At 71.1% G+C, this 21,032-nt stretch carries 22 protein-coding genes; 13 read left to right on the top strand and 9 right to left on the bottom strand.

Annotated elements, in window-relative coordinates; genetic code table 11:
• The first annotated feature begins 42 nt into the window (after positions 1–42).
• Positions 43–1,104, top strand: coding sequence for a pyridoxal-phosphate dependent enzyme (locus NL112_RS03115; RefSeq protein WP_255151173.1), 1,062 nt, complete (start codon positions 43–45; stop codon positions 1,102–1,104).
• On the opposite strand, the gene NL112_RS03110 is transcribed toward NL112_RS03115, so the two are convergent.
• On the bottom strand, positions 1,101–2,402 hold the full coding sequence (locus tag NL112_RS03110; protein ID WP_255151172.1) for a tRNA(Ile)(2)-agmatinylcytidine synthase: 1,302 nt from the start codon (positions 2,400–2,402) through the stop codon (positions 1,101–1,103). The genes NL112_RS03115 and NL112_RS03110 overlap by 4 nt on opposite strands.
• 160 nt (positions 2,403–2,562) lie before the next feature.
• Between NL112_RS03110 and NL112_RS03105 the strand changes: the two genes are divergently transcribed.
• The gene (locus tag NL112_RS03105; RefSeq protein ID WP_255151171.1) at positions 2,563–3,522 is read left to right on the top strand and encodes a transcriptional regulator; all 960 of its coding nucleotides are present in this window, start codon (positions 2,563–2,565) and stop codon (positions 3,520–3,522) included.
• Here NL112_RS03105 and NL112_RS03100 read toward each other — a convergent pair whose 3' ends face one another.
• Positions 3,523–4,908, bottom strand: coding sequence for an aryl-sulfate sulfotransferase (locus NL112_RS03100; protein ID WP_255151170.1), 1,386 nt, complete (start codon positions 4,906–4,908; stop codon positions 3,523–3,525).
• Positions 4,909–4,995: 87 nt separating this feature from the next.
• Between NL112_RS03100 and NL112_RS03095 the strand changes: the two genes are divergently transcribed.
• A complete protein-coding gene (locus tag NL112_RS03095) occupies positions 4,996–5,253 on the top strand; it encodes a DUF7536 family protein (RefSeq protein ID WP_255151169.1) in 258 nt (85 codons plus the stop codon).
• On the opposite strand, the gene NL112_RS03090 is transcribed toward NL112_RS03095, so the two are convergent.
• Entirely contained in the window at positions 5,254–6,456 is a 1,203-nt protein-coding gene (locus NL112_RS03090; protein ID WP_255151168.1) for a potassium channel family protein, read from the bottom strand.
• 158 nt (positions 6,457–6,614) lie between these two features.
• Between NL112_RS03090 and citZ the strand changes: the two genes are divergently transcribed.
• Together citZ and NL112_RS03080 are read left to right on the top strand one after the other, a co-directional pair.
• Positions 6,615–7,766, top strand: coding sequence for a citrate synthase (gene citZ, locus NL112_RS03085; RefSeq protein ID WP_255151167.1), 1,152 nt, complete (start codon positions 6,615–6,617; stop codon positions 7,764–7,766).
• Positions 7,767–7,807: 41 nt separating this feature from the next.
• Positions 7,808–8,323, top strand: a complete 516-nt coding sequence (locus tag NL112_RS03080; RefSeq protein WP_255151166.1) for a YqaA family protein — start codon at positions 7,808–7,810, stop codon at positions 8,321–8,323.
• On the opposite strand, the gene NL112_RS03075 is transcribed toward NL112_RS03080, so the two are convergent.
• Entirely contained in the window at positions 8,320–9,696 is a 1,377-nt protein-coding gene (locus NL112_RS03075) for an MATE family efflux transporter (protein ID WP_255151165.1), read from the bottom strand. The genes NL112_RS03080 and NL112_RS03075 overlap by 4 nt on opposite strands.
• A 73-nt stretch (positions 9,697–9,769) precedes the next feature.
• Here NL112_RS03075 and NL112_RS03070 point away from each other — a divergent pair, with 73 nt between their 5' ends.
• The gene (locus NL112_RS03070) at positions 9,770–10,159 is read left to right on the top strand and encodes a gamma-glutamylcyclotransferase family protein (RefSeq protein ID WP_255151164.1); all 390 of its coding nucleotides are present in this window, start codon (positions 9,770–9,772) and stop codon (positions 10,157–10,159) included.
• Positions 10,156–10,665: a GNAT family N-acetyltransferase gene (locus NL112_RS03065; RefSeq protein ID WP_255151163.1), complete on the top strand. Its 510-nt coding sequence runs from the start codon at positions 10,156–10,158 to the stop codon at positions 10,663–10,665. The genes NL112_RS03070 and NL112_RS03065 overlap by 4 nt, the downstream gene beginning before the upstream one ends.
• A gap of 269 nt (positions 10,666–10,934) precedes the next feature.
• On the opposite strand, the gene NL112_RS03060 is transcribed toward NL112_RS03065, so the two are convergent.
• Positions 10,935–11,483: a CDP-2,3-bis-(O-geranylgeranyl)-sn-glycerol synthase gene (locus NL112_RS03060; RefSeq protein ID WP_255151162.1), complete on the bottom strand. Its 549-nt coding sequence runs from the start codon at positions 11,481–11,483 to the stop codon at positions 10,935–10,937.
• A gap of 127 nt (positions 11,484–11,610) precedes the next feature.
• Here NL112_RS03060 and NL112_RS03055 point away from each other — a divergent pair, with 127 nt between their 5' ends.
• The gene (locus NL112_RS03055; RefSeq protein ID WP_255151161.1) at positions 11,611–12,441 is read left to right on the top strand and encodes a proline dehydrogenase family protein; all 831 of its coding nucleotides are present in this window, start codon (positions 11,611–11,613) and stop codon (positions 12,439–12,441) included.
• Here the strand turns inward: NL112_RS03055 and NL112_RS03050 are convergent.
• Positions 12,438–13,076 (bottom strand): DUF502 domain-containing protein, encoded by a 639-nt coding sequence (locus NL112_RS03050; protein ID WP_255151160.1) that lies wholly within the window; start codon positions 13,074–13,076, stop codon positions 12,438–12,440. The two genes, NL112_RS03055 and NL112_RS03050, sit on opposite strands and share 4 nt — an antisense overlap.
• Positions 13,077–13,191: 115 nt before the next feature.
• Here NL112_RS03050 and hemL point away from each other — a divergent pair, with 115 nt between their 5' ends.
• The gene (gene hemL, locus NL112_RS03045) at positions 13,192–14,538 is read left to right on the top strand and encodes a glutamate-1-semialdehyde 2,1-aminomutase (RefSeq protein ID WP_255151159.1); all 1,347 of its coding nucleotides are present in this window, start codon (positions 13,192–13,194) and stop codon (positions 14,536–14,538) included.
• 251 nt (positions 14,539–14,789) lie between these two features.
• Here hemL and NL112_RS03040 read toward each other — a convergent pair whose 3' ends face one another.
• Positions 14,790–15,047, bottom strand: coding sequence for a glutathione S-transferase N-terminal domain-containing protein (locus NL112_RS03040; protein WP_255151158.1), 258 nt, complete (start codon positions 15,045–15,047; stop codon positions 14,790–14,792).
• A gap of 169 nt (positions 15,048–15,216) precedes the next feature.
• Between NL112_RS03040 and hemC the strand changes: the two genes are divergently transcribed.
• The 4 genes from hemC to NL112_RS03020 are packed head-to-tail and all read left to right on the top strand — an operon-like array spanning position 15,217 to position 18,991.
• Positions 15,217–16,281 carry a hydroxymethylbilane synthase gene (gene hemC / locus NL112_RS03035; RefSeq protein WP_255151157.1) on the top strand — a complete coding sequence of 355 codons (1,065 nt, stop codon included), beginning with the start codon at positions 15,217–15,219 and terminating at the stop codon, positions 16,279–16,281.
• The gene (gene cobA, locus NL112_RS03030) at positions 16,278–17,048 is read left to right on the top strand and encodes a uroporphyrinogen-III C-methyltransferase (RefSeq protein WP_255151156.1); all 771 of its coding nucleotides are present in this window, start codon (positions 16,278–16,280) and stop codon (positions 17,046–17,048) included. Before hemC ends, cobA begins: the two co-directional genes overlap by 4 nt.
• A gap of 6 nt (positions 17,049–17,054) precedes the next feature.
• Entirely contained in the window at positions 17,055–17,792 is a 738-nt protein-coding gene (locus NL112_RS03025; RefSeq protein WP_255151155.1) for a uroporphyrinogen-III synthase, read from the top strand.
• Positions 17,793–17,830: 38 nt separating this feature from the next.
• Entirely contained in the window at positions 17,831–18,991 is a 1,161-nt protein-coding gene (locus NL112_RS03020) for an MFS transporter (RefSeq protein ID WP_255151154.1), read from the top strand.
• A gap of 3 nt (positions 18,992–18,994) precedes the next feature.
• On the opposite strand, the gene scpC is transcribed toward NL112_RS03020, so the two are convergent.
• Positions 18,995–20,446 carry a succinyl-CoA:acetate CoA-transferase ScpC gene (gene scpC / locus NL112_RS03015; RefSeq protein ID WP_255151153.1) on the bottom strand — a complete coding sequence of 484 codons (1,452 nt, stop codon included), beginning with the start codon at positions 20,444–20,446 and terminating at the stop codon, positions 18,995–18,997.
• Positions 20,443–20,994, bottom strand: coding sequence for a MaoC family dehydratase (locus tag NL112_RS03010; protein ID WP_255151152.1), 552 nt, complete (start codon positions 20,992–20,994; stop codon positions 20,443–20,445). The genes scpC and NL112_RS03010 overlap by 4 nt, the downstream gene beginning before the upstream one ends.
• Positions 20,995–21,032: the final 38 nt, after the last annotated feature.

The raw sequence follows: 21,032 nt of genomic DNA, 5'->3' as shown, positions 1-21,032 counted from the left end.
GCGACCGACACCCACAAACCCCGACGCGCCCCACCCTCGCCCATGCTCGACTGTGCCGCCTGCGCCCGCACGTACCGCGACCGCTGGCGCTGTGCGTGCGGCGCGCCGCTCGACTTCGCGGACCCGCCCCGACCCGACGGCCCGCCCGACGTCGACGCCCGCGATGGACTGTGGGCGTTCGACGAGTTCCTGCCCGTCGACCGCGAGGTGACGCTCGGCGAGGGGTTCACGCCGCTGGTCGACGCGTCCGACTGGGACGCGACGTTCAAACTGGAGTACGTGTTCCCGACGGGGTCGTTCAAGGACCGGGGGGCGACCACGACGCTGTCGCGGGCCGCTGAACTCGGCGTCGACCGCGTCGTCGAGGACTCCTCGGGCAACGCTGGCGCGGCTATCGCCACCTACGCGGCCCGTGCCGGCATCGACGCCACCGTCTACGTCCCCGCGTCGGTCAAGCAGTCGAAACTGCGAGCCATCGAGCGGGCCGGCGCCGACGTGGAACGGGTCGAGGGGACGCGCGCCGACGTGACCGACGCCTGCATCGACGCGGTCGAGTCGGGGGAGGGCTGGTACGCCTCCCACGCGTGGAACCCCGCCTTCTTCGCCGGCACTGCGACGTTCGCCATGGAGGTGGCCGCACAGCGCGGCTGGTCCGTTCCGGACGCCATCGTCACGCCGCTCGGCCACGGAACCCTGTTTCTCGGTGCCTATCGCGGCTTCCGCGCCCTCCGGGAGGCAGGCTGGACCGACCGGATGCCCCGCCTGCTGGGCGCGCAGGCGGCCGGCTACGCGCCCATCGTCGAGGAACTCCACGGCCGGGCGGCGGCCGCCGGCGACAACGCGACCGCCGACGGCATCCAGATTCGGGACCCCGTCCGGAAGAGGCAGATTCTCGACGCCATCGAGGCGACGGACGGCGATGCCATCGCGCTCGACGCGGCGGCCGTCGAGTCGGCGCTCGACCGCCTGCACCGCGGCGGCTTCTACACCGAACCGACCTGCGCGGTCGCGCCCGCGGCGCTCGACGTCTATCGGGAGCGTGGCGTCCTCGACGCCGACGCGGACGTGGTCGTCCCCCTCACCGGGTCGGGGCTGAAGAGCTAGCGCTCCGGGTGGGTCGGGGCATCGAACCCGCCGCGGACGAGCGGCTTGGCGACGTGGCGGCGCGCGCTCGGCGGCACCTCGTACCAGCCCGGTTCGAGCGCACGGTCCAGTTCGCGTTCGACCTTGCCGGGCGCCGAGGTGCCGCAGTCCCGACAGCGGTAGCCCTGATTCCGTCCCGCCGAACTCATCGACCGCCCGCAGTCGGGACACGTCGGCGTCACCAGTTCCGCCCGGTCGAGCGCGCGGACGCCGAACTTCTCCAGTTTCAGGGTGCCGTCCGCGAGTTCGCCACAGACCGTCAGGTCGTCGCCGACCCGGAGCGCCCGCACCCTGTCGCGGAACCGGCCGGTCGGTTCGAACGCCGCCGCGTCGACCGTCGCGTCGCCATCGCGGAGTTCGAGGAAGACGTGACCGCCGCGCCGGGTCTCGGGTGCACCCGAAACGGTGGCGTCGAGTCGGTAGCTCCGCCCCTCGCGTGCACCTGAAACGGTGGCCTCGGCGAGGTGGGCGTCGGTGCCCTGGTTCGTCACGAACGTCTCGCGCCGCTCGACCGGTTCGCTCTCGACGGCCGCCGCGCAGGCGCGGGTCGCCTCCGGGTCGTCGCCCCTGATGCCGTGGAGCACCGGGCCGGGCGTGTGCGGGACACAGACCGTCTCGCGTTCCACCCGGTCGACGGTGTCCCACACCGCCGGGTAGTGGTCGTCCGCGGCGGCGAACACGCTCCGGGCGTCCACGTCCCGGTCGGTCCCCCACCGGTCGCGCGGGCGGTAGGAGATGGTCTCGTACGTCGGGTCGGCGTCGTCTCCGAGGCCGGGCGCGGTGCCGTCCCGCTCCCACGCTCGCCACGCGCCGACGGCCGCGAGCGCACCGACGACGCCCTGCCCCGACTGCCACGCCTCGACGCGGTAGCCGGCATCGGCCGCGAGCGCGCGGGCGTCGTCGGCGTCCAGCAACTCGCGGAGCGCCCGCTCCGACCAGTCGGCGACGGCCTCGGGCACCGCCCCGGGGTCGCCGGGCGCGACGACCAGCCCCGGGTTCGTGCGGTCGTCGCCGGCCATCGCCTCCTCCGCGACCACCTCCTCCGCGACCGAAAACGCCGTCTCCGGGTCGGCGTCGGTGTGGACCGCAAGCGCCGCGTTCCCGCGGGTCTTGTACGGGACCGCGGGGTTCAGACGGACGAGAAGCAGGCGCTCGACGCTGGCACGGGCGCGCAGTCGCTCGGCGACCAGCGCGGCCGCGTACGTCGTACACATCCCCTGGGTCCGGGAGTCGGTGTCGTCGAGGCCGATGACCGTCATGCGGTTCGGATACCGGAGATACGCCGACGCCGGGCAAGGCGGTTTCGGCTCGCGGCGCCCGCCTCACTTAGGTGTATCGCCAGCGGTCCCGTCAATCGCCCGAAGGCAAGGTTTCGGGCCCCCACAACGTATATAACCGAGAAAACGATTATGTACGCCTATGTCCCGGGAGGCACTCGTAGGGAACATCACCGCGATGCTCGGGGACGCGGGGTTCCTCGTCAGCGACCGGTGTGCCGTCCGGCCCAAGAGCTTCGATTTGGCCGCGCGGCGCGACGACGACGTCCTCCTGGTGAAGGTGCTCGCGAACATCGACGCGTTCGACGCCGCCACCGGCGCCGAGATGCGGCGGCTCGGCACCTATCTCGGCGCCACGCCGCTCGTGCTCGGGCTCCGGACCCGCGACGAGGAGCTCAAACCCGGCGTCGTCTACTTCCGACACGGCGTGCCCGTGCTCTCGCCCGACACCGCCGTCGAACTGTTCGTCGAGGGCGTCCCGCCGCTCATCTACGCGGCGCCCGGCGGGCTGTACGTCAACATCGACGGCGAGGTGCTCGCGGACGCCCGCGAGGACCGCGAGTGGTCGCTCGGCCAGCTCGCCCAGGAGCTCGGCGTCTCGCGGCGCACCGTCTCGAAGTACGAAGACGGGATGAACGCCAGCGTCGAGGTGGCCGCACAGCTAGAGGAGCTGTTCGAGCAGGAGCTGTCCGCGCCCGTCGAGGTACTCGACGGCGCCGAGGAGGTCCGCGACGGCGAGCCCGAGCCGGACGACCCGGAGCCCGACCCGACCGACGAGGCGGTCGTCACCGTCCTGACGCGGGTCGGCTACACGGTCCACCCGACCCAGCGCGCGCCGTTCAAGGCCGTCTCCGAGGACGCCAGCGAGTCGATGCTGACGGGCCACTCGGAGTTCACCCGCACCGCCGAGAAGCGCGCTCGCATCATGTCCTCGGTCGGGGAGGTGACCCGCACCCGGTCGGTGTACGTCGTCGACCGGACGAACCGCGAGAACGTCGACGGGACGGCGCTCATCGAGCGCGAGGAGCTCGCCGACGTCGAGGACGCCGACGACCTGCGCGACCTCATCCAGGACCGCATCGACCTTGAGGAGCCGGCCTGACTACCGGGCCAGCCGGCGTACGCGCCGCCGTATCTCGCCGCGGTGGAGCGCCATCTCCGTCACGCCCCAGCCGACGAGCACCAGCCCCGCAAGCACCGTCGTGACGAACGCCCACCCGCCCATCCAGATGGGCTTGGCCCACGGCGTGACGTGCGACCACGTTCGCGACAGGTCCGTGAACCCGAGGCTCGCCAGCATCGCGCCGGGGCCGCTCTCCGACTCGGTGGCGACCGGCGGGTCGTTCGCGCTCCCGGTCACGTCGTACGTCCCGCCCGCGTCCATGTCGGCGATGGTCGGGCCCTTCGAGGAGCCCCCCATCGACACCCGCTCGGCGTCGTAGGGCCCCCACGTCGCGTAGTACTCCCAGACGATTTCGCCGTCGGGGGTTATCTCGACGACGCGGTGGTTCAGCGAGTCCGTCACCAGGGTGTTGCCGTTCGGGAGGCGGTCGGCGTCGCGCGGCCAGTTGAACTGGTCGCTACCGACCGACCACGTCCGGTTCCACGAGCAGTCCTCGGGCGGCGCATCCATCGGGTCGCCCGTACAGCGCCGCTCGTACTCGACGACGCGGTCGTTCTCGGAGTCGGCGACGACGATAGTGGGGTTGCCCTCGGCGCTGACCAGCCAGTCGGGGTTGTGCTGCTCGTGCAGGACGGAGTAGTCGTCGTCGCTCCCCAGCCGCATGTCTATCTCCTTGGTCGTGCGGTTGATGAGGATGACCTGGTCGAAGTTCCGCGGCGACACGAGGAAGTGGTCGTCGCCGACGCGGTCGACGTCGTTGACGTGGCTCCAGTCGGAGTTGAAGCCGCCGTCGGTCGAGTTGGGGTAGTGGTTGCGGAACAGCCACTCCCACGTGATTTCGTCGGTCGAGCGGTTGTAGACGAACACGCGGTCGTTCGAGACGCCCGTCGTCTCGTTGTACTGGCGCATGTTGGCGACCACGAGGTCACCGTTCGGCAGTTTGTCCACGTCGTGGGTGTCGTGGATGTCGAACCGCTCGGTCCAGACGGCCTCCTTGCGTTCGGGGTCGAACTCGTAGACGATGGTCCCGTCCTGGTTCGTCGAGACGACGAGCAGGTTGCCGTTCTCCAGCGGGTCGACGTCGTAGAACCAGCGGGCGCCGACGGCCGACCCGTCGAACTGCCAGTTCAGCGAGCCGTTCGGACCGATGGAGGCGAGGCGGGCGGGCTTCTTCTTTGCGCCCTGCCCCTGGAAGTGGAACCCCTGGATGCCGACGACGGTCGACCCGTTCGCGGGCTCCTCGATGTGGCCGCGCTGGAAGTCGGTCGGGTCGTACGTCACGGCCGACACGCCCGCGGGGACGAGCAACGCGACGACGAGGAGGGCGGTCACACCCCGGGCGAGGGTGCGGCGAGACTGCTCCATATCTGCCCGGAGGGGTCCACCGGGGTACGTTTTGTGGTTCGCGTCGGCTTCCAAATCGCTTTGCCGTCGGAGCGCCTACGGTCCGGCGTGTCACAGTCACCGCCCGACCGCCCGGGGACGGCCGCGCTGGTCGACGCGCTCGCGGTCCGTCGCAACGCCGCCATCGGGTTCGCGCTCGGGACCGTGCTCGCGGCGGTTCTCGTCTACGGCCAGGTGACCAGCGCCGGTCACCTCTACTCGCCGGCGTGGTACGTCGCGCTCGGGTTCGTGCTCGCCGTCGGCGTCGGCCTGCTCGTCACCCTGATTCTGACGGCCGGCAGTGCCTACCGACTCGCCCGGAGCTGACTACACCGTGGCGTCGGCCAGCTCCGCGAGCCGCTCCGCGCCCGTGCGGGTCCCCTTGGCGATGACCACGTCGTCGCCGTGGAGCGCCGTCGCCGGCCCGGGCGAGACGACCCAGTCGCCACCCTCCCGGTCGGGGCCGCGCCGCACCGCGATGACGCGCATCCCCGTCTCCGTCTTGACGGCCACGTCGCCCAGCGTCGCGCCGTCGAGCCGCGAGCCCGGGGCGACGGCCAACCGGACGATGACCTCGTCCGACTCGAGGACGGCCTCTTCGATGACCGGATGGGTACCCAGCCCGCGGAGCACGCCCTCCGAGATTTCGAGGGCGGCATCGGAGATGACCTCCGTCGCCGCGGCGAGATGCATCAGACCGCGCAGGGAGACGGGGTCGTCGACGTCCGCGGCGGCCCGGAGCGTCCACGCCTCGAACCGCGACTGGAGCGCGTCCACCTCCGCTTCCAGTTCCAGCACCTCCTCCGCGAGACCGTCGGAGTCGAACAGGACTGCCCCGTACGCCAAATCCACCGCGAGTTCCGAGATGTCCTTCATCAGGACGATGGAGTCCATCGCGCGGTCGAGGTCGGTGACCCCCTCTGCGGGCGGCTCCGGGGGGTCGTACCGGTCGCCGGTGAGCCGCTCGTACACCTCGGCGATGCCGTCCTCGGGGCCGCGCAACAGCGTCACGTCGCCGGCCCGGAGCGCGGTGTCGACGCCGGGGTTGAGAAGCCAGTCGCCCCCCCGGCGGATGGCGATGACCCGCACGCCGGTTTCGGTTTCGAGGTTGCTCTCGCCGAGCGTCGGCCCCGCCAGCGACGAGTCGGCCTCGACGCCCGCTCGCACCAGCGACTCGACCGACTCGGGGAGCGCAGTTCGCATCGCCTCGGGCAGGCCGATGTCCTCCAAGACGACCTTGGCGATGTCGCCGGCGGCGTCGCTTATCTTCTCGGCGGCGCCGACGATGCCGAGGACGGGCGCCAGCGCCTCGGCGTCCTCCGTCGTCCGTGCGGCCATCAGTAGCCCCATCCGGGCGCGCAACTGGAGCACGTCCATCCGCTCCTCGAGTTCGAGCACCTCCTCGGCCACCTGGTCGGAGCGGAGCAGTACCGCCGAGTACGAGAGGTCGATGAGCAGTTCGGCGGTGTCCTTCATCTCCGCCAACACCGCCTTCACGCTCACCGGTTCGTACTCGACCTCCCGTGACATACCTCTCGCTTCCGTGGCCGGGGGTAAAAACCTACGCGGCGGCAGGGCGGCGACGGGGTCACCCACGCATGGGTTCGCGGGAGGGCGAGCGCGTCCGCGCCCGAGCGCGGATGCGTGAACGATAATGCTTTTCCCGGGACGCTCGGAAGGTTCACGACATGTCCGAGGAACTCAAGAAGGGGCTCGAGGGCGTGGTCGTCGCCGAGTCGTCGCTCAGCTATATCGACGGTGACGCCGGGCGGCTCATCTACCGCGGCTACGACATCGAGGACCTCGCCGAGGGCGCCACCTTCGAGGAGGTCGTCTACCTGCTGTGGCACGGCGAACTCCCCACCGAGTCGGAGCTGTCGGAGTTCAACGAGTCGCTCGTTGCGGCCCGGTCCGTCGACGACGCCGTCCTCGACACCGTTCGGGCGCTGGCCGAGGCCGACGAGGAGCCGATGGCCGCGCTCCGGACGCTCACTTCCTATCTCTCGGCGGAGGACGACGCCGACCCCGAAGGCGGCGACCTCGAGGCGGCCCGCCGCATCGGCCGCAAGGTGACGGCGAAGATGCCCACCGTGCTGGCCGCGTTCGACCGCGTCCGTCGGGGCGAGGAGCCGCTGGAGCCCCGCGACGACCTGAGCCACGCCGCCAACTTCCTCTACATGCTCACCGGCGCGGAGCCGGACCCGGTCGCCGAAGAGACGTTCGACATGGCGTTGACCCTGCACGCCGACCACGGGCTGAACGCCTCCACGTTCACCGCGATGGTCATCGGCTCGACACTGGCGGACCTCTACTCGTCGGTCACGGGCGGTATCGGCGCGCTCTCGGGGCCGCTCCACGGCGGCGCCAACCAGGACGTCATGGAGATGCTGTTGGAGATAGACGACAGCGGCGAGGACCCCGTCGAGTTCGTCGAGCGCGCCCGCGAGGAGCGCGAGAACTGGCGCGTGCCCGGGATGGGCCACCGCGTCTACAACGTGAAGGACCCCCGCGCGAAGATTCTGGAGACGAAATCGAAGGAGCTGGGGGAGGCCTCCGGCGACACCAAATGGTACGACATGGCCGACGCCATCGAGGGGTACTTCGCGGAGAAGGGGCTCGTCGAGAAGGGTATCGCCCCGAACGTCGACTTCTACTCCGGCACGGTCTACTACCAGCTCGGCATCGCCGTCGACATGTTCACCCCCATCTTCGCCATGTCGCGGGTCGGCGGCTGGATCGGTCACACGCTCGAGTATCAGGAGGACAACCGCCTCATTCGCCCCCGCGCCCACTACACGGGCGAGACCGACCGCGAGTTCCCGGCGCTCGGCGACCGGTAAGCCGAAACCGTTACTCTACCCCTCCTCGAACGACCGGTAGCGTGCCCTCCATCGCGCTTGAACCCATCGAGACGCTCGTCCGTACCGCGACCGGCCCCGCGGGGCTGGTCGTCGTCTTCGTCTACTCGTTTCTCGTCGCGTTCGTCCTGCCGTTACCAGGGGAAATCGTCCTCGCCGCGCCGCTCCGGCTCGGGCTGTCGTACCCCGTGACGCTCGCGGTCATCGTGCTCGTCTCCAGCGTCGGGAAGGCGCTCGGGAGCGTCGTCGCACTGCACGTCAGCCGGAGCGTCACCGAGTTCGCCGCCCTTCAGCGAATCACCGCACGACTGCCGGGACTCCCCCGGTTCATGGAGCTCCGGGGGTTCGTCCAGCGACACGGCTACGTCGGGTTGGCGCTGACGCTGTGCGTGCCGCTGTTGCCCGACACCACCTCGGTGTACGCATTCTCGGTACTCGACCCCGACTACCGGAAGTTCGCCGTTGCGGCGTTCGTCGGCAACCTCGGTCGCCTGCTGGTGACCCTGCTGGTCGTCGGCGGCCTGCTGTCGCTGTTCTAATCCGTGGGGCTACTCCCCCGCTCGGCCATCATCTCGGCGGCTCGGCCCGCCCAGTCGGAGCGCTCGAATCCTCCGGCGACGACGACGGCCATCCACCCGTAGGCGGCGGCGACGCCGACGTACGCGCCCGCCGGACCGTAGCCGAGCGTCCGGCCGAGGAGCCACGACAGCCCGAGGAACAGCCCGAACATCCCCGTGGTGCGCGCGAGGAAGGGGATGCGGGTCTCGCTTGCGCCCTGCAGGCCGCCGGACAGCGCCGAGAACGTGACGAGCGCGACGCCCGAGACGCCGTACACGCGGGCGAACGCCGTCGCGTAGCGTGCCGTCGCAGGGTCGTCGGTGAACAGCCCGACGGCCGACGGCGCCGCGACGACGAGCAGGACGCCGACGGTGCCGACGGTCACGACGCCAAGCGCCGCGACCGCGCGGCCGTCGTACCGCGCCTCGTCGGGCGCGCCCTCGCCGAGCGACTGGCCGACCAGCACCGAGGCGGCGACGTTGTAGCCGCGCGACAGCGGGCCGGTGACCTGCTGGTAGACGCGGCGGCCTATCTGGAAACCGGCGTTGACCGCGCGGCCGTTCGGGAAGCCGAGCAACAGGGCGTTGAACGGGAACTCGGCGAGTTCGGAGGCGAACCCCTCGGCGATTCGGGGCGCGCTCACCTGCAACAACTGACGGACGACGACGAGTTGGCGGGGCAGGGTGAACGACGCCGCCGTGTACGACGAGGCGATGGCCGCGAGCAACAGGACGGCGGTGACGACGTTCGCCGTCGCGGTGGCGAGGCCGACGCCGACGATTTCGAGGCGCGGAGCGCCGAACAGCCCCAGTCCGAGGACGACGCTCCCGGCGATGTTCAGTGAGTTGGCGAACACGTTGACGTACATCGGGGTGCGGGTGTCGCCGGTGCCCTGTAGCGAACGGGCACCGACGAGCGCGACCAGCCGCGCGGGCGCGGTGGCGAACACGATGGCGAGGTACGTCGCGCCGAGGCGAACGACGTCGTCGCTCGCGCCGAACACGCGGATGGCCGTCTCGCCGAACAGGCCGCCGACGGCGACGAACGGCACCCCCAGCAGGAAGGCGACGACGAGGGCCTGCGTCACCGCCTCGTCGCGGTTCTCGACGCTCGCGGCGCCGGTGTCCTGCGAGGAGAGCGCGATGGCGCCGCCGCCGAGGCCGAGTCCGATGCGGAGCGGGAACCGCGCGTACAGGTCCGCGAGGCCGATGGCGACGACCGCGGCCGGCGAGAACAGCGCCGTCACCAGCACGTCCGTCGTCCGCATCGCCGTGCGGAACGTCTGCTCGGCCATCACGGGCCACGCCAGCGCGAACACGCGCGTCCACACCGCACGGAGCCGGCGCGTGTCCATACCCGTGGCTCGGGCGACTACCCATTCAGCGTACCGGAGTCGGAACTTTGGTGCGGGCGCCCGTCCGGCCGGTATGGACGTGTTCGTCTACGGCACGCTACTCGACCCGCATCAGGCACTCGCGGTCGTGCCGGACGCCACCTTCGGCGCGGACGCGACCCTCCATGGCGTCCACGCCGTCGAGGGCGAGTACCCGACGCTCGCGCCGGGCGGCACCGTCGAGGGGCAACTGCTCACCACCGAGCAGATGGAGGCGCTCGACCGCTACGAGGGCGTGGACTCGGGGCTGTACGTCCGGGTGTCCGTCCCGACCGACGACGGCCGGACGGCCGAGGTGTACGTCGGCGACCCCGACCGACTGGACAGCGAGGAAGCCGTCGGCTGGCCGGGCGACGGCACGCTCGCCGAGCGGGTCGAACGCTACGTCGACAGCGAGGGCGTCGTGGTCCAGGTCGAGTCGTGACCAGGGACCTGACGGTCCGCCGGTATCGGTCCGACGACGAGCGGGCGGTCAAACGCCTCCACGCCGCGGCGATGCGGGACGCCGGCGGGTTCGCCGAAGACGCCGAGGACCCCGATCTCGACGACGTCGAGGGGACGTATCTCGACGGCGGGGCGTTCTTGGTCGGAACGCTCGCCGACGAGGTGGTCGCCATGGGTGCGTACCGGCCGCTGGACGGCGGGACGGAGCCGCTGTTCGGCGACCTGCCGGACCGGACGGCCGAGATAAAGCGGATGCGCGTCGCTCCCGACCACCAGCGCCGGGGGTTCGGCCAGCGCCTCTACGACGAACTCGAAGCCCGCGCCCGGGACGCGGGGTTCGACGCGCTCGTGCTCGACACGATGCCGCGGTTGACCGCGGCCCAGCGGCTCTACGAGACGAACGGGTTCGTCCACGAACGGGACGCCGAGGTGACGTTCGCCGGGGAGGCGCTGACGCTACGGCTCTACCGGAAGGAACTGGGCTGACAGGCGACCCCCTGCTCGGCGGGGCGGTGGGTCGCGCAACCGCCTCGTTCGCCCCGCCGCGACGGCTACGTCACGGGGCGGGTGGCCGCGTTCCCCTACTTGAACCTTCGTGGGCGCACGGAACGGGGTAGCGCGAAGCGCCGCGGGGGAGCACGCCCGCGTACTCTCCTCCGGTTTTGCGCAACCGGGTGGCTCCATCGTCTCGGGCCGTGCGGGCGAACTGCTTGCTCGCCCGTAGACGGCCGCAGGCTCGACGTGAAGAAACTGGACTAGTAGGGCTCGTCTTTCAGCCCCAGCACGTACGCGCCGGCGTTCGTTACCAGATGCAACAGCGGCGTAGCCACGAGCACCACGACCAGCCGAAGCGGCTCCGACAGGAACACACCCCGGAACCACGTGGGTGCCACCAGCGCGACCAGCAGGAGCGAGACCACCACGAAGTCGAGTTGGTCGAGTCCCGGGAACGCCGCGCCCCGGTCGCGGCCGGTGCGGCGCTTGAGGAACGACGCGAGGATGTCACCGAGCATCGCACCCGCGGCAAGCGCCGCGCCGACGGCAAGCGGGAACCCCGGGATGTCGAAGCCGGTGGCGCCGGAGACGGCGGGCTGGACGGCGTCGAGGACGATGGCGAGCGCGACGCCCGCGGCGATACCGACGGCGGTACCTCGCCACGTCTTCCCGTCACCGAGCAGACGGCGGCCGCGCCACTCCCGGCCGCCGTCGATGGGCGCCCCGCCGCCGAACAGCACCGCGGCGTTGTTCGGGACGTACGCGGGTAGCATCGCCCACAGCGCGACCACGACCGTCTCGACGACCATACCGGCGTGTCGGCGGCCGACACAAAAACGAACCGGGTTCGACGGCGCCGTCAGACGGAGGTTCGGAGCGTTCCCCGACGAGCCGTATCCGGAAAGCGTCATAACCCTGCCGGCAGTATTTGCGGGCATGATTCCCCCTGTAGCGAACAACTTCGTCGCGGGCGAGGACGCGCCCGCGGCGCTCGACCACGTACGGGAGTTGAACGCCGACGGCGTGGGGGCCATCCTCAACCTCCTCGGGGAACATTACGACGACCCGGCGAAGGCGGCCGACGACGCCGCCGCCTACTGCGACTTGGTCGACGACATCGCGGACGCGGGCGTCGACGCCTGCATCTCGGTGAAGCCGAGCCAACTGGGCATCGACGTCGGCGAAGACGTGTTCCGCGAGAACCTTGCGGACGTGGTCGCGCGCGCCGAGGTCCGCGGCGTGTTCGTCTGGCTGGACATGGAGGACCACACGACGACGGACGCGACGCTCGACGCCTTCGAGCACCACGTCACCGACCACGCGGCGATGGGCGTCTGCGTGCAGGCGAACCTGCGGCGGACGCGCGAGGACCTCGAACGCCTCGTCGAGCTTCCGGGAACCGTCCGGCTGGTGAAGGGGGCCTACGACCCGCCGAAGGAGGTCGCGTACAGGGGGAAGGCGACGGTGAACGAGCGCTACCGCGAGGAACTGGAGTACCTGTTCGAGCACGCCGACCACGTCGCCGTCGGGAGCCACGACCCGGAGATGGTCGGGTACGCACTGGACCTCCACGACGAGTACGGCACCGAGTTCGAGATACAGATGCTGATGGGCGTCCGAGAGGAAGCACAGTTCCAGCTCGCCGAGGCGGGCTACGACGTGAACCAGTACGTCCCGTACGGCGACAAGTGGCTGTCGTACTTCTACCGGCGCGTCCGCGAGCGCAAGGAGAACGCGCTGTTCGCGCTCCGTGCGATTCTAGGCTAGTCGTCGCCGCTCCCGTCGCTGGCGACGACGCCGTCCTCCTCGGTGATGTCGATGGGGATGGACTGGTCGCGCGACTCACCGAACCCCGCAGAGAGGATGCGCGTCAGCGCGTCCTCGACGCTCTCGTCGGTCTCCTCGTACTCGCCGGGGTCCACCTCGATGACGAACCCGGTGGTGATGTTCGGTGCGGTCGGCAAAAAGAGGACGTCGCGGCCGTCGCGGGTCGACTTCCCCGTCTTGAACGCGGTCATCCGCATCCCGTTCCATGTCTCCAGTTTCACGGGCGCTTGCAGGTCGTCGGTGCCGGAAAGCGCCGTCTCGGCGGCCATCTTCGAGGCGTTGTAGACGATGCGCAGGCCGGGCAGGCGGTTGAACAGGCTGTCGAGCCCCGCCTCCATGAGGTCACCCAGCGTCGTCCGCATCAGGTAGCCGATGGACAGCACGACGAGCACGAAGATGACCAGCGTGACCAGGACGATGGTGTAGCCCTTGGTGCCCTGGGGAAACACGTCCGAGAGGATGCCGATGCTCAGGATGGCCGTGTACACGTAGGCGACGACGAACGCCGTCACGAGTATCGGCACGAGCACGACGAGCCCGCTTGCGAAGTCCCGTTTCCACGAGGAGGGCAGCATCTACCCGCTAGTTGCCGGCCGGCGTTATCAGCCCTTCGGGGTGGCGTCCGCGCGCCGAGCGGTCACTCGCGCGCAACGAGAAAGGACTAACCGGTGGCCGGCCCAACGCCCGCCCATGAATCACGACCGCTCGCGGGAGCTGTACGACCGTGCCCTCTCCGTCCTCCCCGGTGGAGTCAACAGCGCGGTGCGTGCCGCTCCCCAGCCGTACCCAGTCTTCGCCCGCACGGGCGACGGTGGCCACGTCGTCGACGCCGACGGCAACCGCTACGTCGACTGGATACAGGGGCTCGGTCCCCTGCTCCTCGGCCACGACTTGCCCGAATCGGTGACCGCCGCCGTCCAGAAGCGCGTCGCCGACGGCCCGCTGTTCGGGATGCCGACGGAACTCGAGGTCGACCACGCCGAGTTCGTCGCCCGGCACGTCCCCTCCGTCGAGATGCTCCGGTTCGTCAACAGCGGCACCGAGGCCACCGTCTCGGCGGTGCGACTCGCCCGCGCGGTCACCGGCCGGAACAAGGTGGTCGTGATGCAGGGCGGCTACCACGGCGCTCAGGAGTCGACGCTCGTCGAGGGCGACGCCGACCACCCGCGGCCGTCGACGAACGGCATCCCCCAGTCGTTCGCCGAGCACACGCTCCCGGTGCCGTTCAACGACGCCGACGCCGCCAAGCGCGTGTTCGAGGAGCACGGCGACGACATCGCCTGCGTGCTCGTCGAACCCGTGCAGGCGAACGCCGGCATCGCCTACCCCGTGGACGGCTACCACGAGACGCTCCGCGACCTCTGTACGGGCGCGGGCGCGCTCCTCGTCTGGGACGAGGTCATCACCGGGTTCCGGGTCGGCGGCCTCCAGTGTGCACAGGGGAAGTTCGGCATCGACCCCGATCTGACGACGTTCGGGAAGATAATCGGCGGCGGCTTCCCCGTCGGCGCCATCGGCGGCAAGACGGAGTACGTCGAGCAGTTCACCCCCTCGGGCGAGGTGTTCCAGGCGGGAACGTTCTCGGGGCATCCGGCGACGATGGCCGCGGGGCTGGAGACGCTGAAGTTCGCCGCCGAGAACGACGTGTACGACCACGTGAACGACATCGGCCGCCAACTCCGGGAGGGGCTGACCGACATCGTCGCCGAGCAGGCGCCCGGGTACACCGTCGTCGGCACCGACTCCATCTTCAAGGTGGCGTTCACGCGGGCCGACAGCCCACCACAGGCGGAGGGCGACACGTGCACGAACGGCTGTCGGCAGAACCCCGACTGCCCGCGGTTCGAGGAGTGCCCGAAGGGTGGCCGGGACGTGAGCCGGATGGAGACGGACCGCTACGCGCGGCTGTTCCGGCCGGCGATGCGCGAGGCGGGCGTACTCGTCTCGCAGAACCAGTACGAGGCGAACTTCGTCTCCTATGCCCACACCGAGGAGGACGTTGAGCGGACGCTGGACGCGTACAGGGAGTGTCTCTGAACGGCGCCGTCGTGGGTCCCCGCGGGGAGACCGCTCACGGCGGCCGAAGCCGCCGTCCGCCCGGGAGCGACTGTCCCGGGACGCGATGTCGGCGCACGACGCGAGCGTCATCGCGAACGTGAAAGAGGGTCCGCCTGCGAGGCAGGCGTGTGACCCTCGCGAGTCCCGCTCGCAGTACGAACCCGCTACTGGGTGGGAATAAGGTTTGTGGCAAAACGGCGGTCAGCGGCCGAGTACCCGGCGCTCGGGGCTCAGGCGCTCGCTTCCTGTCCGTACGTCTTCTCGAGGTACGCGACGATGTCGTCGCTCTCGGACATCCCCTCGACGCCGTGGTCGGTGTCGACCAGGACGGGCACGCCCGTCTGTCCGCTGACTTCCTTCACTTCGGTCCGCTCGTCGTGCGAGCGGGGCACCATGTGCGACTCGTACTCCAGGTCGAGTTCGTCGAGTTTCTGTTTCACCTTCGCGCAGTACGGACAGCCCTCCAGTTCGTACAGTTCCAGCGTCATCGCCGCCGGCTACGGTCGCCGGACGGAAAGGCGTACCGAGGCGATGCGCCGCGTTCGCGCAGGCGCGAAACGGTGGGACACGCCCCACGGGGCCGATTTCCTATCGCGGCATGCAGTTCATCGCGCCCGACCCGAAGGGGGTTTCACGGTGGGACGCCGAGGGCGACACATGACCGACATTCGCCTCGCCACGCGCGGGTCACAGCTCGCGCTTCGGCAGGCCGCGACGGTACAGGAGGCGCTCTCGACCCGTCGCCGGCCCGTCGAGCTCGTGGAGGTAGCCACCGAGGGCGACCGCGTGCGCGACGAACTCGTCCACCGGCTCGGCAAGACCGGGGCGTTCGTCCGCGCGCTCGACGAGCGCGTCCTCGAGGGCGACTGTGACGCCGCCGTCCACTCGATGAAGGACATGCCGACGGAGTTCCCCGACGACCTGGTGGTCGCGGGCGTCCCCGAGCGGGCCGCCCCGGGCGACCTGCTGGTGACACCCGACGGCCGGAGCCTCGACGAGTTGCCCGACGGCGCGACGGTCGGCACCGGGAGCCTCCGCCGGCGCGCCCAACTGCTCGCCGAGCGGCCGGACCTCACCGTCGAACCCGTCCGCGGCAACGTCGACACGCGCATCGAGAAACTGCTCGCGCCGTCGCTTCAGCGGGAGCACGCCGACCGCGTCGACAGCGAGGACGGGGAGGGCGCGTACGAGCAGTCCGTCGAGGCGTGGTTCGACGCGCTCGCGGAAATCGAGCGGCGTGCGCTCGAACGCGAGGTCGACACCGAGTTCGACGCGATGGTGATGGCCGAGGCCGGCCTCGACCGCGCGGGCCTGCTCCACCACCTCGACTACCAGCGACTCGACGCCGAGCGGTTCGTCCCCGCGCCCGGACAGGGCGCGCTCGCGGTCACCGCTCGCGACGGCGACCTCGCCGACAGCATCCACGACCGGGTCGACCACGCCCGGACCCGGGTCGAGACCACCGTCGAGCGGACCGTCCTCGGGGCACTGAACGGTGGCTGTGTCGCTCCCATCGGCGTCTACGCGACGCTCCGGGGCGCGTACGTCCACACCGTCGTGCGGGTGCTCGACCGCGACGGCACCGAGGAGGTCCGGGAGGTGCGTGACATCCCGGTCGAGCGCCACGCCGAGATGGCCCGCGAGTTCGCCGCCGACCTCGCCGAGCGTGGGGCCGACGAGCTAATCGCCGAGGCGAAACGCGAGGCCGGCGCCGAGGAATGACCGGGCGCGTCTACCTGGTCGGCTCCGGCCCCGGCGACCCCGAGTTGCTGACGGTGAAGGCCAAACGGCTCATCGAGGAGGCCGACGTGGTGCTCCACGACAAGCTTCCGGGGCCGGCACTGGCGCTAGTGCCCGACGAGAAGGCCGAGGACGTCGGCAAGCGCGCGGGCGGCGACCGCACCTCCCAGCAGTACACCAACGACCGGCTTGTCGAACTCGCCGAGCAGGGGAAGACGGTCGTCCGCCTGAAGGGCGGCGACCCGTTCGTGTTCGGACGCGGTGGCGAGGAGATGGAACATCTCGCGGACCACGGCGTCGAGTTCGAGTACGTCCCCGGCGTGACCGCGGGCGTCGCCGGGCCGGGCGTCGCCGGCATCCCGGTCACCCACCGCGACCACAACTCCTCGGTGTCGTTCGTCACCGGCCACGAAGACCCCACGAAAGACGAGTCGGCGGTCGACTGGGGCGCGCTGGCGGCGACGGGCGGCACCATCGTCGTCTACATGGGCGTCGGCCGGCTCCCGGACTACACGCGAGTCCTGATGGAGGAGGGGATGGACCCCGAGACGCCCGTCGCGCTCGTCGAGCGGGCGACCTGGCCCGACCAGCAGGTCGCGGTCGGCACGCTCGACACCATCGTCGAGGTGCGCGACGAGGAAGGCATCGAACCGCCCGCGATAACCGTCATCGGCCCGGTCGCGGCCACCAGAGAGCGCGTGGAGGCGTTCCTGCGGACGGGTGGTGAGCCGCCCACGGAGGGGGAGTAAACCGCCATGGACGATACGAAACCGACGGTCGCCGTCTTCCGGCCCGCCGACGAACGGCTCGACGCCGCGGTCGAACTGCTGGCGTCGCTCGGGGCTGAGCCCCTGCCGGACCCGATGTTGCAGGTGGAGCCGACCGGCGCCACGCCTCGCGAAGACGCCGACTACACGGTCCTGACGTCGAAGACGGGCGTGGAACTCGCCGCCGCCGGCTGGTCACCGTCGGGTGCGGTGTGTGCCATCGGCGCGTCGACCGCCGACGCGCTCCGTGCGGCCGGCTACGCGGTCGACGTGGTGCCCGAGGAGTTCTCCTCGGCGGGGCTGGTCGACCGACTCGCCGACGAGGTTGCGGGCGCCCGCGTCGAGGTGGCCCGCTCGGACCACGGGAGCGCCGTCCTGCTCGACGGACTCGAGGATGCGGGCGCGTACGTCCACGAGACGGTCCTCTACCGGCTGACCCGGCCCGCCGACAGCGGCGTCTCCGCGGAGCGGGCGGCCGCCGGCGACCTCGACGTGGCGCTGTTCACCTCATCGCTCACCGTCGAGAACGCCCTCGCCGCGGCCGACGAGCGGGGCGTCCGCGAGGCCGCTATTGCCGGGCTGAACGACGCCATCGTCGGCTGTATCGGCGCTCCGACCCGCGAGACGGCCGAGTCGCACGGCATCGCGGTCGACGTGGTGCCCGACGAGGCCGACTTCGAGGCGCTGGCCCGGGCGGCTGTCGGTCGCGCCCGGGATTGCCGGTGACCAATCGCTTTCACCACCGGGCCGGGTAGCCCGACCGGATGAACGCGGGGTGGCGCTCTGTGCTCGCGGTCGCCGGCTGGCAGACGGCCGCGTCGCTGTGTTACTACTCGCTTTTCGCCGCCACCTCCTACTTCCGTGGGACGTTCGGCGTCTCGCGGACGCTGGTGGGCGTGCTGGTGACGGTGGCGACGCTCGGCTACACGCTGAACCTGTTTCCCAGCGGCGCGGCCGTCGACGGGTTCGGCGAGAAGCGCGTGATGCTCCTCGGTCTCGGGGGGCTGGCGGTCGCGGCCGGCCTGCTCGGCGTCGCGCCCACCTTCGCCGCCCTGCTCGGGGTCGCGTTCCTGCTGGGTGCTTTCTACGCGACGGCGATGCCGGCCTCGAACCGCGGCATCGTCACGAGCGCGCCGCCCGGCCGCGAGAACTTCGCCATGGGGCTCAAGCAGGTCGGCGTCACCGTCGGCTCCGGCACCGCGTCGCTGGCTATCGCGGCCGTCGCCAGCGTCGCCGCCTGGCAGTGGGGGTTCGGCGTCGTCGCGGGCGCCGCGGCCGCCTACGTCGCCGTGTTCGCGGTCACCTACAGCGGCGCGGGGAGCGCCGGCGCGTGGTCGCTCCCCGACGTGGGGAGCCTCCGGGGGAACCGCGCGTACCTCCTGCTCGTGGCGGCGGGGCTGTTCATCGGCGCGGGCGTGTTCACGACGACCGGCTACACCCTGCTGTACGTCGACGAGGCGGTCGGCACCTCGCCGGCCGTGGCGGGCGTCGTGCTCGCGGGGACACAGGCGGCGGGGAGCGCGGGTCGGCTCGGCGCCGGCGCGCTCGCGGACCGGCTCGGCGGCGGGCGCGGCGCCGCGACCGTCACGGCCGTACAGACCGCGGTCGGCGGCCTCCTGCTCGTGGCGCTCGCGCTCGGGACGCCGCCGCTCCCGGTCGCGGTGGCGCTACTCCTCGGCATCGGCGTCACCGTCCTCGGCTCCGCGGGTGTGTTCTACTCCTGTCTCGCCGCGCTCGTCGGCGAGGGGGAGATAGGCGCGGCCACCGCGGGCGGCCAGACCGCCGCCAACGTGGGAGGCCTGCTCGCGCCGCCGCTGTTCGGCTATCTCGCGGACACGGCGGGCTACGGCGCCGGCTGGGCGATGCTCGCCGGCTGTATGGCGCTGGTGGTGGTCGTCCTCGTCGCGGTGCGGCGGCTGGCCTGACGCTCACTCCCGCTCGAGCGGGTCGAACGCCGTCTCGAGGTCGTGGGGGGTGTGGCCGCCCGACTCGAGGCCCCGTTCGAGGTAGCGGTCGAGCGCCGGGCGGAACGCGGGATGGGCCACGTCGACCATCTCCCGGGCGCGCTCGCGTGGCGACAGCCCCCGCAGGTCCGCGACGCCGTGTTCGGTGACGACGACGCCCGCGTCGTGTTCGGTGTGGTCGACGTGGGTCGCCATCGGGACGACCCGGGAGGCGTCGCCGCCCGCCGCCGTCGACGGCACCGCGACGACGCTCACCAGCCCGCTCCGGGTGAAGTCGCCGCTCCCGCCGATTCCGTTCACCATCCGCGTCCCTCGCAGGTGCGTGGAGTTGACGTGGCCCGTCAGGTCCACCTCGACGGCGGCGTTCACGGCGACCACGCCGAACCGGCGGACGACGCCCGGCGCGTTCGACACGTCCGAGGGCCGCAGGACGACCCGCTCGGCGTAGTGGTCGAGGTCACCGAACAGCCGATTCTGTCCTTCCGCGGACAGCGCCAGCGAGGTGGCGCTGGCGGCCGTCAGCCCGCCCGCGTCCACGGCGTCGAGCACCGAATCCTGGATGACCTCGCCGACGTACGCCACCTCGCGGTCGCCGAACGCCACGTCCTCGATAGCGAGCGCCGCGGCGTTGCCGACGCTCCCGACGCCGAACTGGAGGTTGACCGCCTCCGCGAGTGCGGGGTTGCGCTCGATTTCCTCGCTCAGGAAATTCGCGAGGTTCGCGGCCACCTGCCGGTCCTCGGCGGTCGGGTCGCGGAACTCGTAGGTGGCGTCCGGGCGGTCGACGCGGACGACGGCGTCCAGTTTCCCGGGGTCGAACGCGACGCGGGTGTCGCCGATGCGCTCGCCCGCCTCGGTCAGCGGGATGGGGTCGCGGCCGGGCGGTGCTCCCGGCCGGTAGACGTCGTGGAGCGCCTCGAGTCCCCGGGGCTGGGCGTCGTTCACTTCGACGACCAGCCGGTCGGCCGCCTCGACGAGCGCCGGGGTCGCACCCAGCGACGTGGAAGGGGCAAGCCAGCCGTCGCCCACCGCGACGGCCTCAACGACCGTCAGGTCGGGGGCGGGGAGACCGCCGTACAGCAGTTCGTCGGCCACCTGCGAGACGTGTCGGTCGTGAAAGGCGAGGCGGCCGTCGTTGACCCGGGCGTTCGCTTCGTCGCTCCCCTGGTACGGGTAGCGCCGGGCGATTGCGCCGGTCGCCATCAGCGTCTCGTCTATCTCCGCGCCGACGTTGCCGCCGCTGACGACCGTCAGCCCGAGGTCGGCGGCGTCCCCGCGCTCGGCGAGCGCCAGCGGGACGGCCTTCGGGTAGCCGACGCTCCCGAACCCCGAGACGCCGAGCACCGTGCCGGGTTCGACGGCGGCGGCGACGCTCTCGGCCGCACGGACGGGCACCCCGGCCTCGATTCGGCTCACAGCTCCTCCGGCTGGGTGCCGACGCCCGCCGGCCAGCCCGGAGGCCGCGCCGCCGAGGGCTCGGCGTGCTCCCGTTTGAGCACCATCGGCGTCCGCCGCAGGGTGAGCACCTGCTCGTCGTCCTGGTTGTACGCGCGCAGTTCCGTCTCGACGATGCCGACGTGGTCGCGGGAGTCGCTCTCCCGCTTCGAGAGCACCTCGCTCTCCGCGAACAGCGTGTCGCCGTGGAACACGGGGCCGGTGTGGCGCACGTCGTCGTAGCCGAGGTTGGCGGTGGCGTTCGCGCTCACGTCGACGACGCTCATGCCGACGGCGAGCGCGATGACGAACGTGCCGTCGACGAGACGCTCGCCGAACTCCGTCTCCGACGCGTACGCCTCGTTGAAATGCATCGGGTTGCTGTTCATCGTCAGGTTGGTGAACCAGACGTTGTCCGTCTCGGTCACCGTCCTGCCGTACGGGTGTTTGTACACGTCCCCGACGGCGAAATCCTCGTAGAAGCGACCCTGCCACCCCTCGACGAGGCGGCGGTCGGTGTCCGGTGTCATACGCCCCGGAGGGTGCCGGGGACCAAAAAGCTCGGCCG

This window comes from Halorarius halobius (genome assembly GCF_024298865.1).
GTDB classification, from domain to species: domain Archaea; phylum Halobacteriota; class Halobacteria; order Halobacteriales; family Haloarculaceae; genus Halorarius; species Halorarius halobius.
This window is presented reverse-complemented; position numbering and strand designations above follow the sequence as displayed.

Bases quoted from the DNA above. Each gene is read 5' to 3' on its own strand.
- NL112_RS03055 (WP_255151161.1), top strand. From the start codon at position 11,611: ATGATTCCCCCTGTAGCGAACAACTTCGTCGCGGGCGAGGACGCGCCC.
- NL112_RS03020 (WP_255151154.1), top strand. From the start codon at position 17,831: ATGAACGCGGGGTGGCGCTCTGTGCTCGCGGTCGCCGGCTGGCAGACG.
- citZ (WP_255151167.1), top strand. From the start codon at position 6,615: ATGTCCGAGGAACTCAAGAAGGGGCTCGAGGGCGTGGTCGTCGCCGAG.
- NL112_RS03070 (WP_255151164.1), top strand. From the start codon at position 9,770: ATGGACGTGTTCGTCTACGGCACGCTACTCGACCCGCATCAGGCACTC.
- cobA (WP_255151156.1), top strand. From the start codon at position 16,278: ATGACCGGGCGCGTCTACCTGGTCGGCTCCGGCCCCGGCGACCCCGAG.
- NL112_RS03110 (WP_255151172.1), bottom strand. From the start codon at position 2,402: ATGACGGTCATCGGCCTCGACGACACCGACTCCCGGACCCAGGGGATG.
- NL112_RS03025 (WP_255151155.1), top strand. From the start codon at position 17,055: ATGGACGATACGAAACCGACGGTCGCCGTCTTCCGGCCCGCCGACGAA.
- NL112_RS03040 (WP_255151158.1), bottom strand. From the start codon at position 15,047: ATGACGCTGGAACTGTACGAACTGGAGGGCTGTCCGTACTGCGCGAAG.
- NL112_RS03060 (WP_255151162.1), bottom strand. From the start codon at position 11,483: ATGGTCGTCGAGACGGTCGTGGTCGCGCTGTGGGCGATGCTACCCGCG.
- hemC (WP_255151157.1), top strand. From the start codon at position 15,217: ATGACCGACATTCGCCTCGCCACGCGCGGGTCACAGCTCGCGCTTCGG.
- NL112_RS03090 (WP_255151168.1), bottom strand. From the start codon at position 6,456: ATGTCACGGGAGGTCGAGTACGAACCGGTGAGCGTGAAGGCGGTGTTG.
- NL112_RS03075 (WP_255151165.1), bottom strand. From the start codon at position 9,696: ATGGACACGCGCCGGCTCCGTGCGGTGTGGACGCGCGTGTTCGCGCTG.
- NL112_RS03050 (WP_255151160.1), bottom strand. From the start codon at position 13,076: ATGCTGCCCTCCTCGTGGAAACGGGACTTCGCAAGCGGGCTCGTCGTG.
- NL112_RS03105 (WP_255151171.1), top strand. From the start codon at position 2,563: ATGTCCCGGGAGGCACTCGTAGGGAACATCACCGCGATGCTCGGGGAC.
- hemL (WP_255151159.1), top strand. From the start codon at position 13,192: ATGAATCACGACCGCTCGCGGGAGCTGTACGACCGTGCCCTCTCCGTC.
- NL112_RS03115 (WP_255151173.1), top strand. From the start codon at position 43: ATGCTCGACTGTGCCGCCTGCGCCCGCACGTACCGCGACCGCTGGCGC.
- NL112_RS03100 (WP_255151170.1), bottom strand. From the start codon at position 4,908: ATGGAGCAGTCTCGCCGCACCCTCGCCCGGGGTGTGACCGCCCTCCTC.
- NL112_RS03010 (WP_255151152.1), bottom strand. From the start codon at position 20,994: ATGACACCGGACACCGACCGCCGCCTCGTCGAGGGGTGGCAGGGTCGC.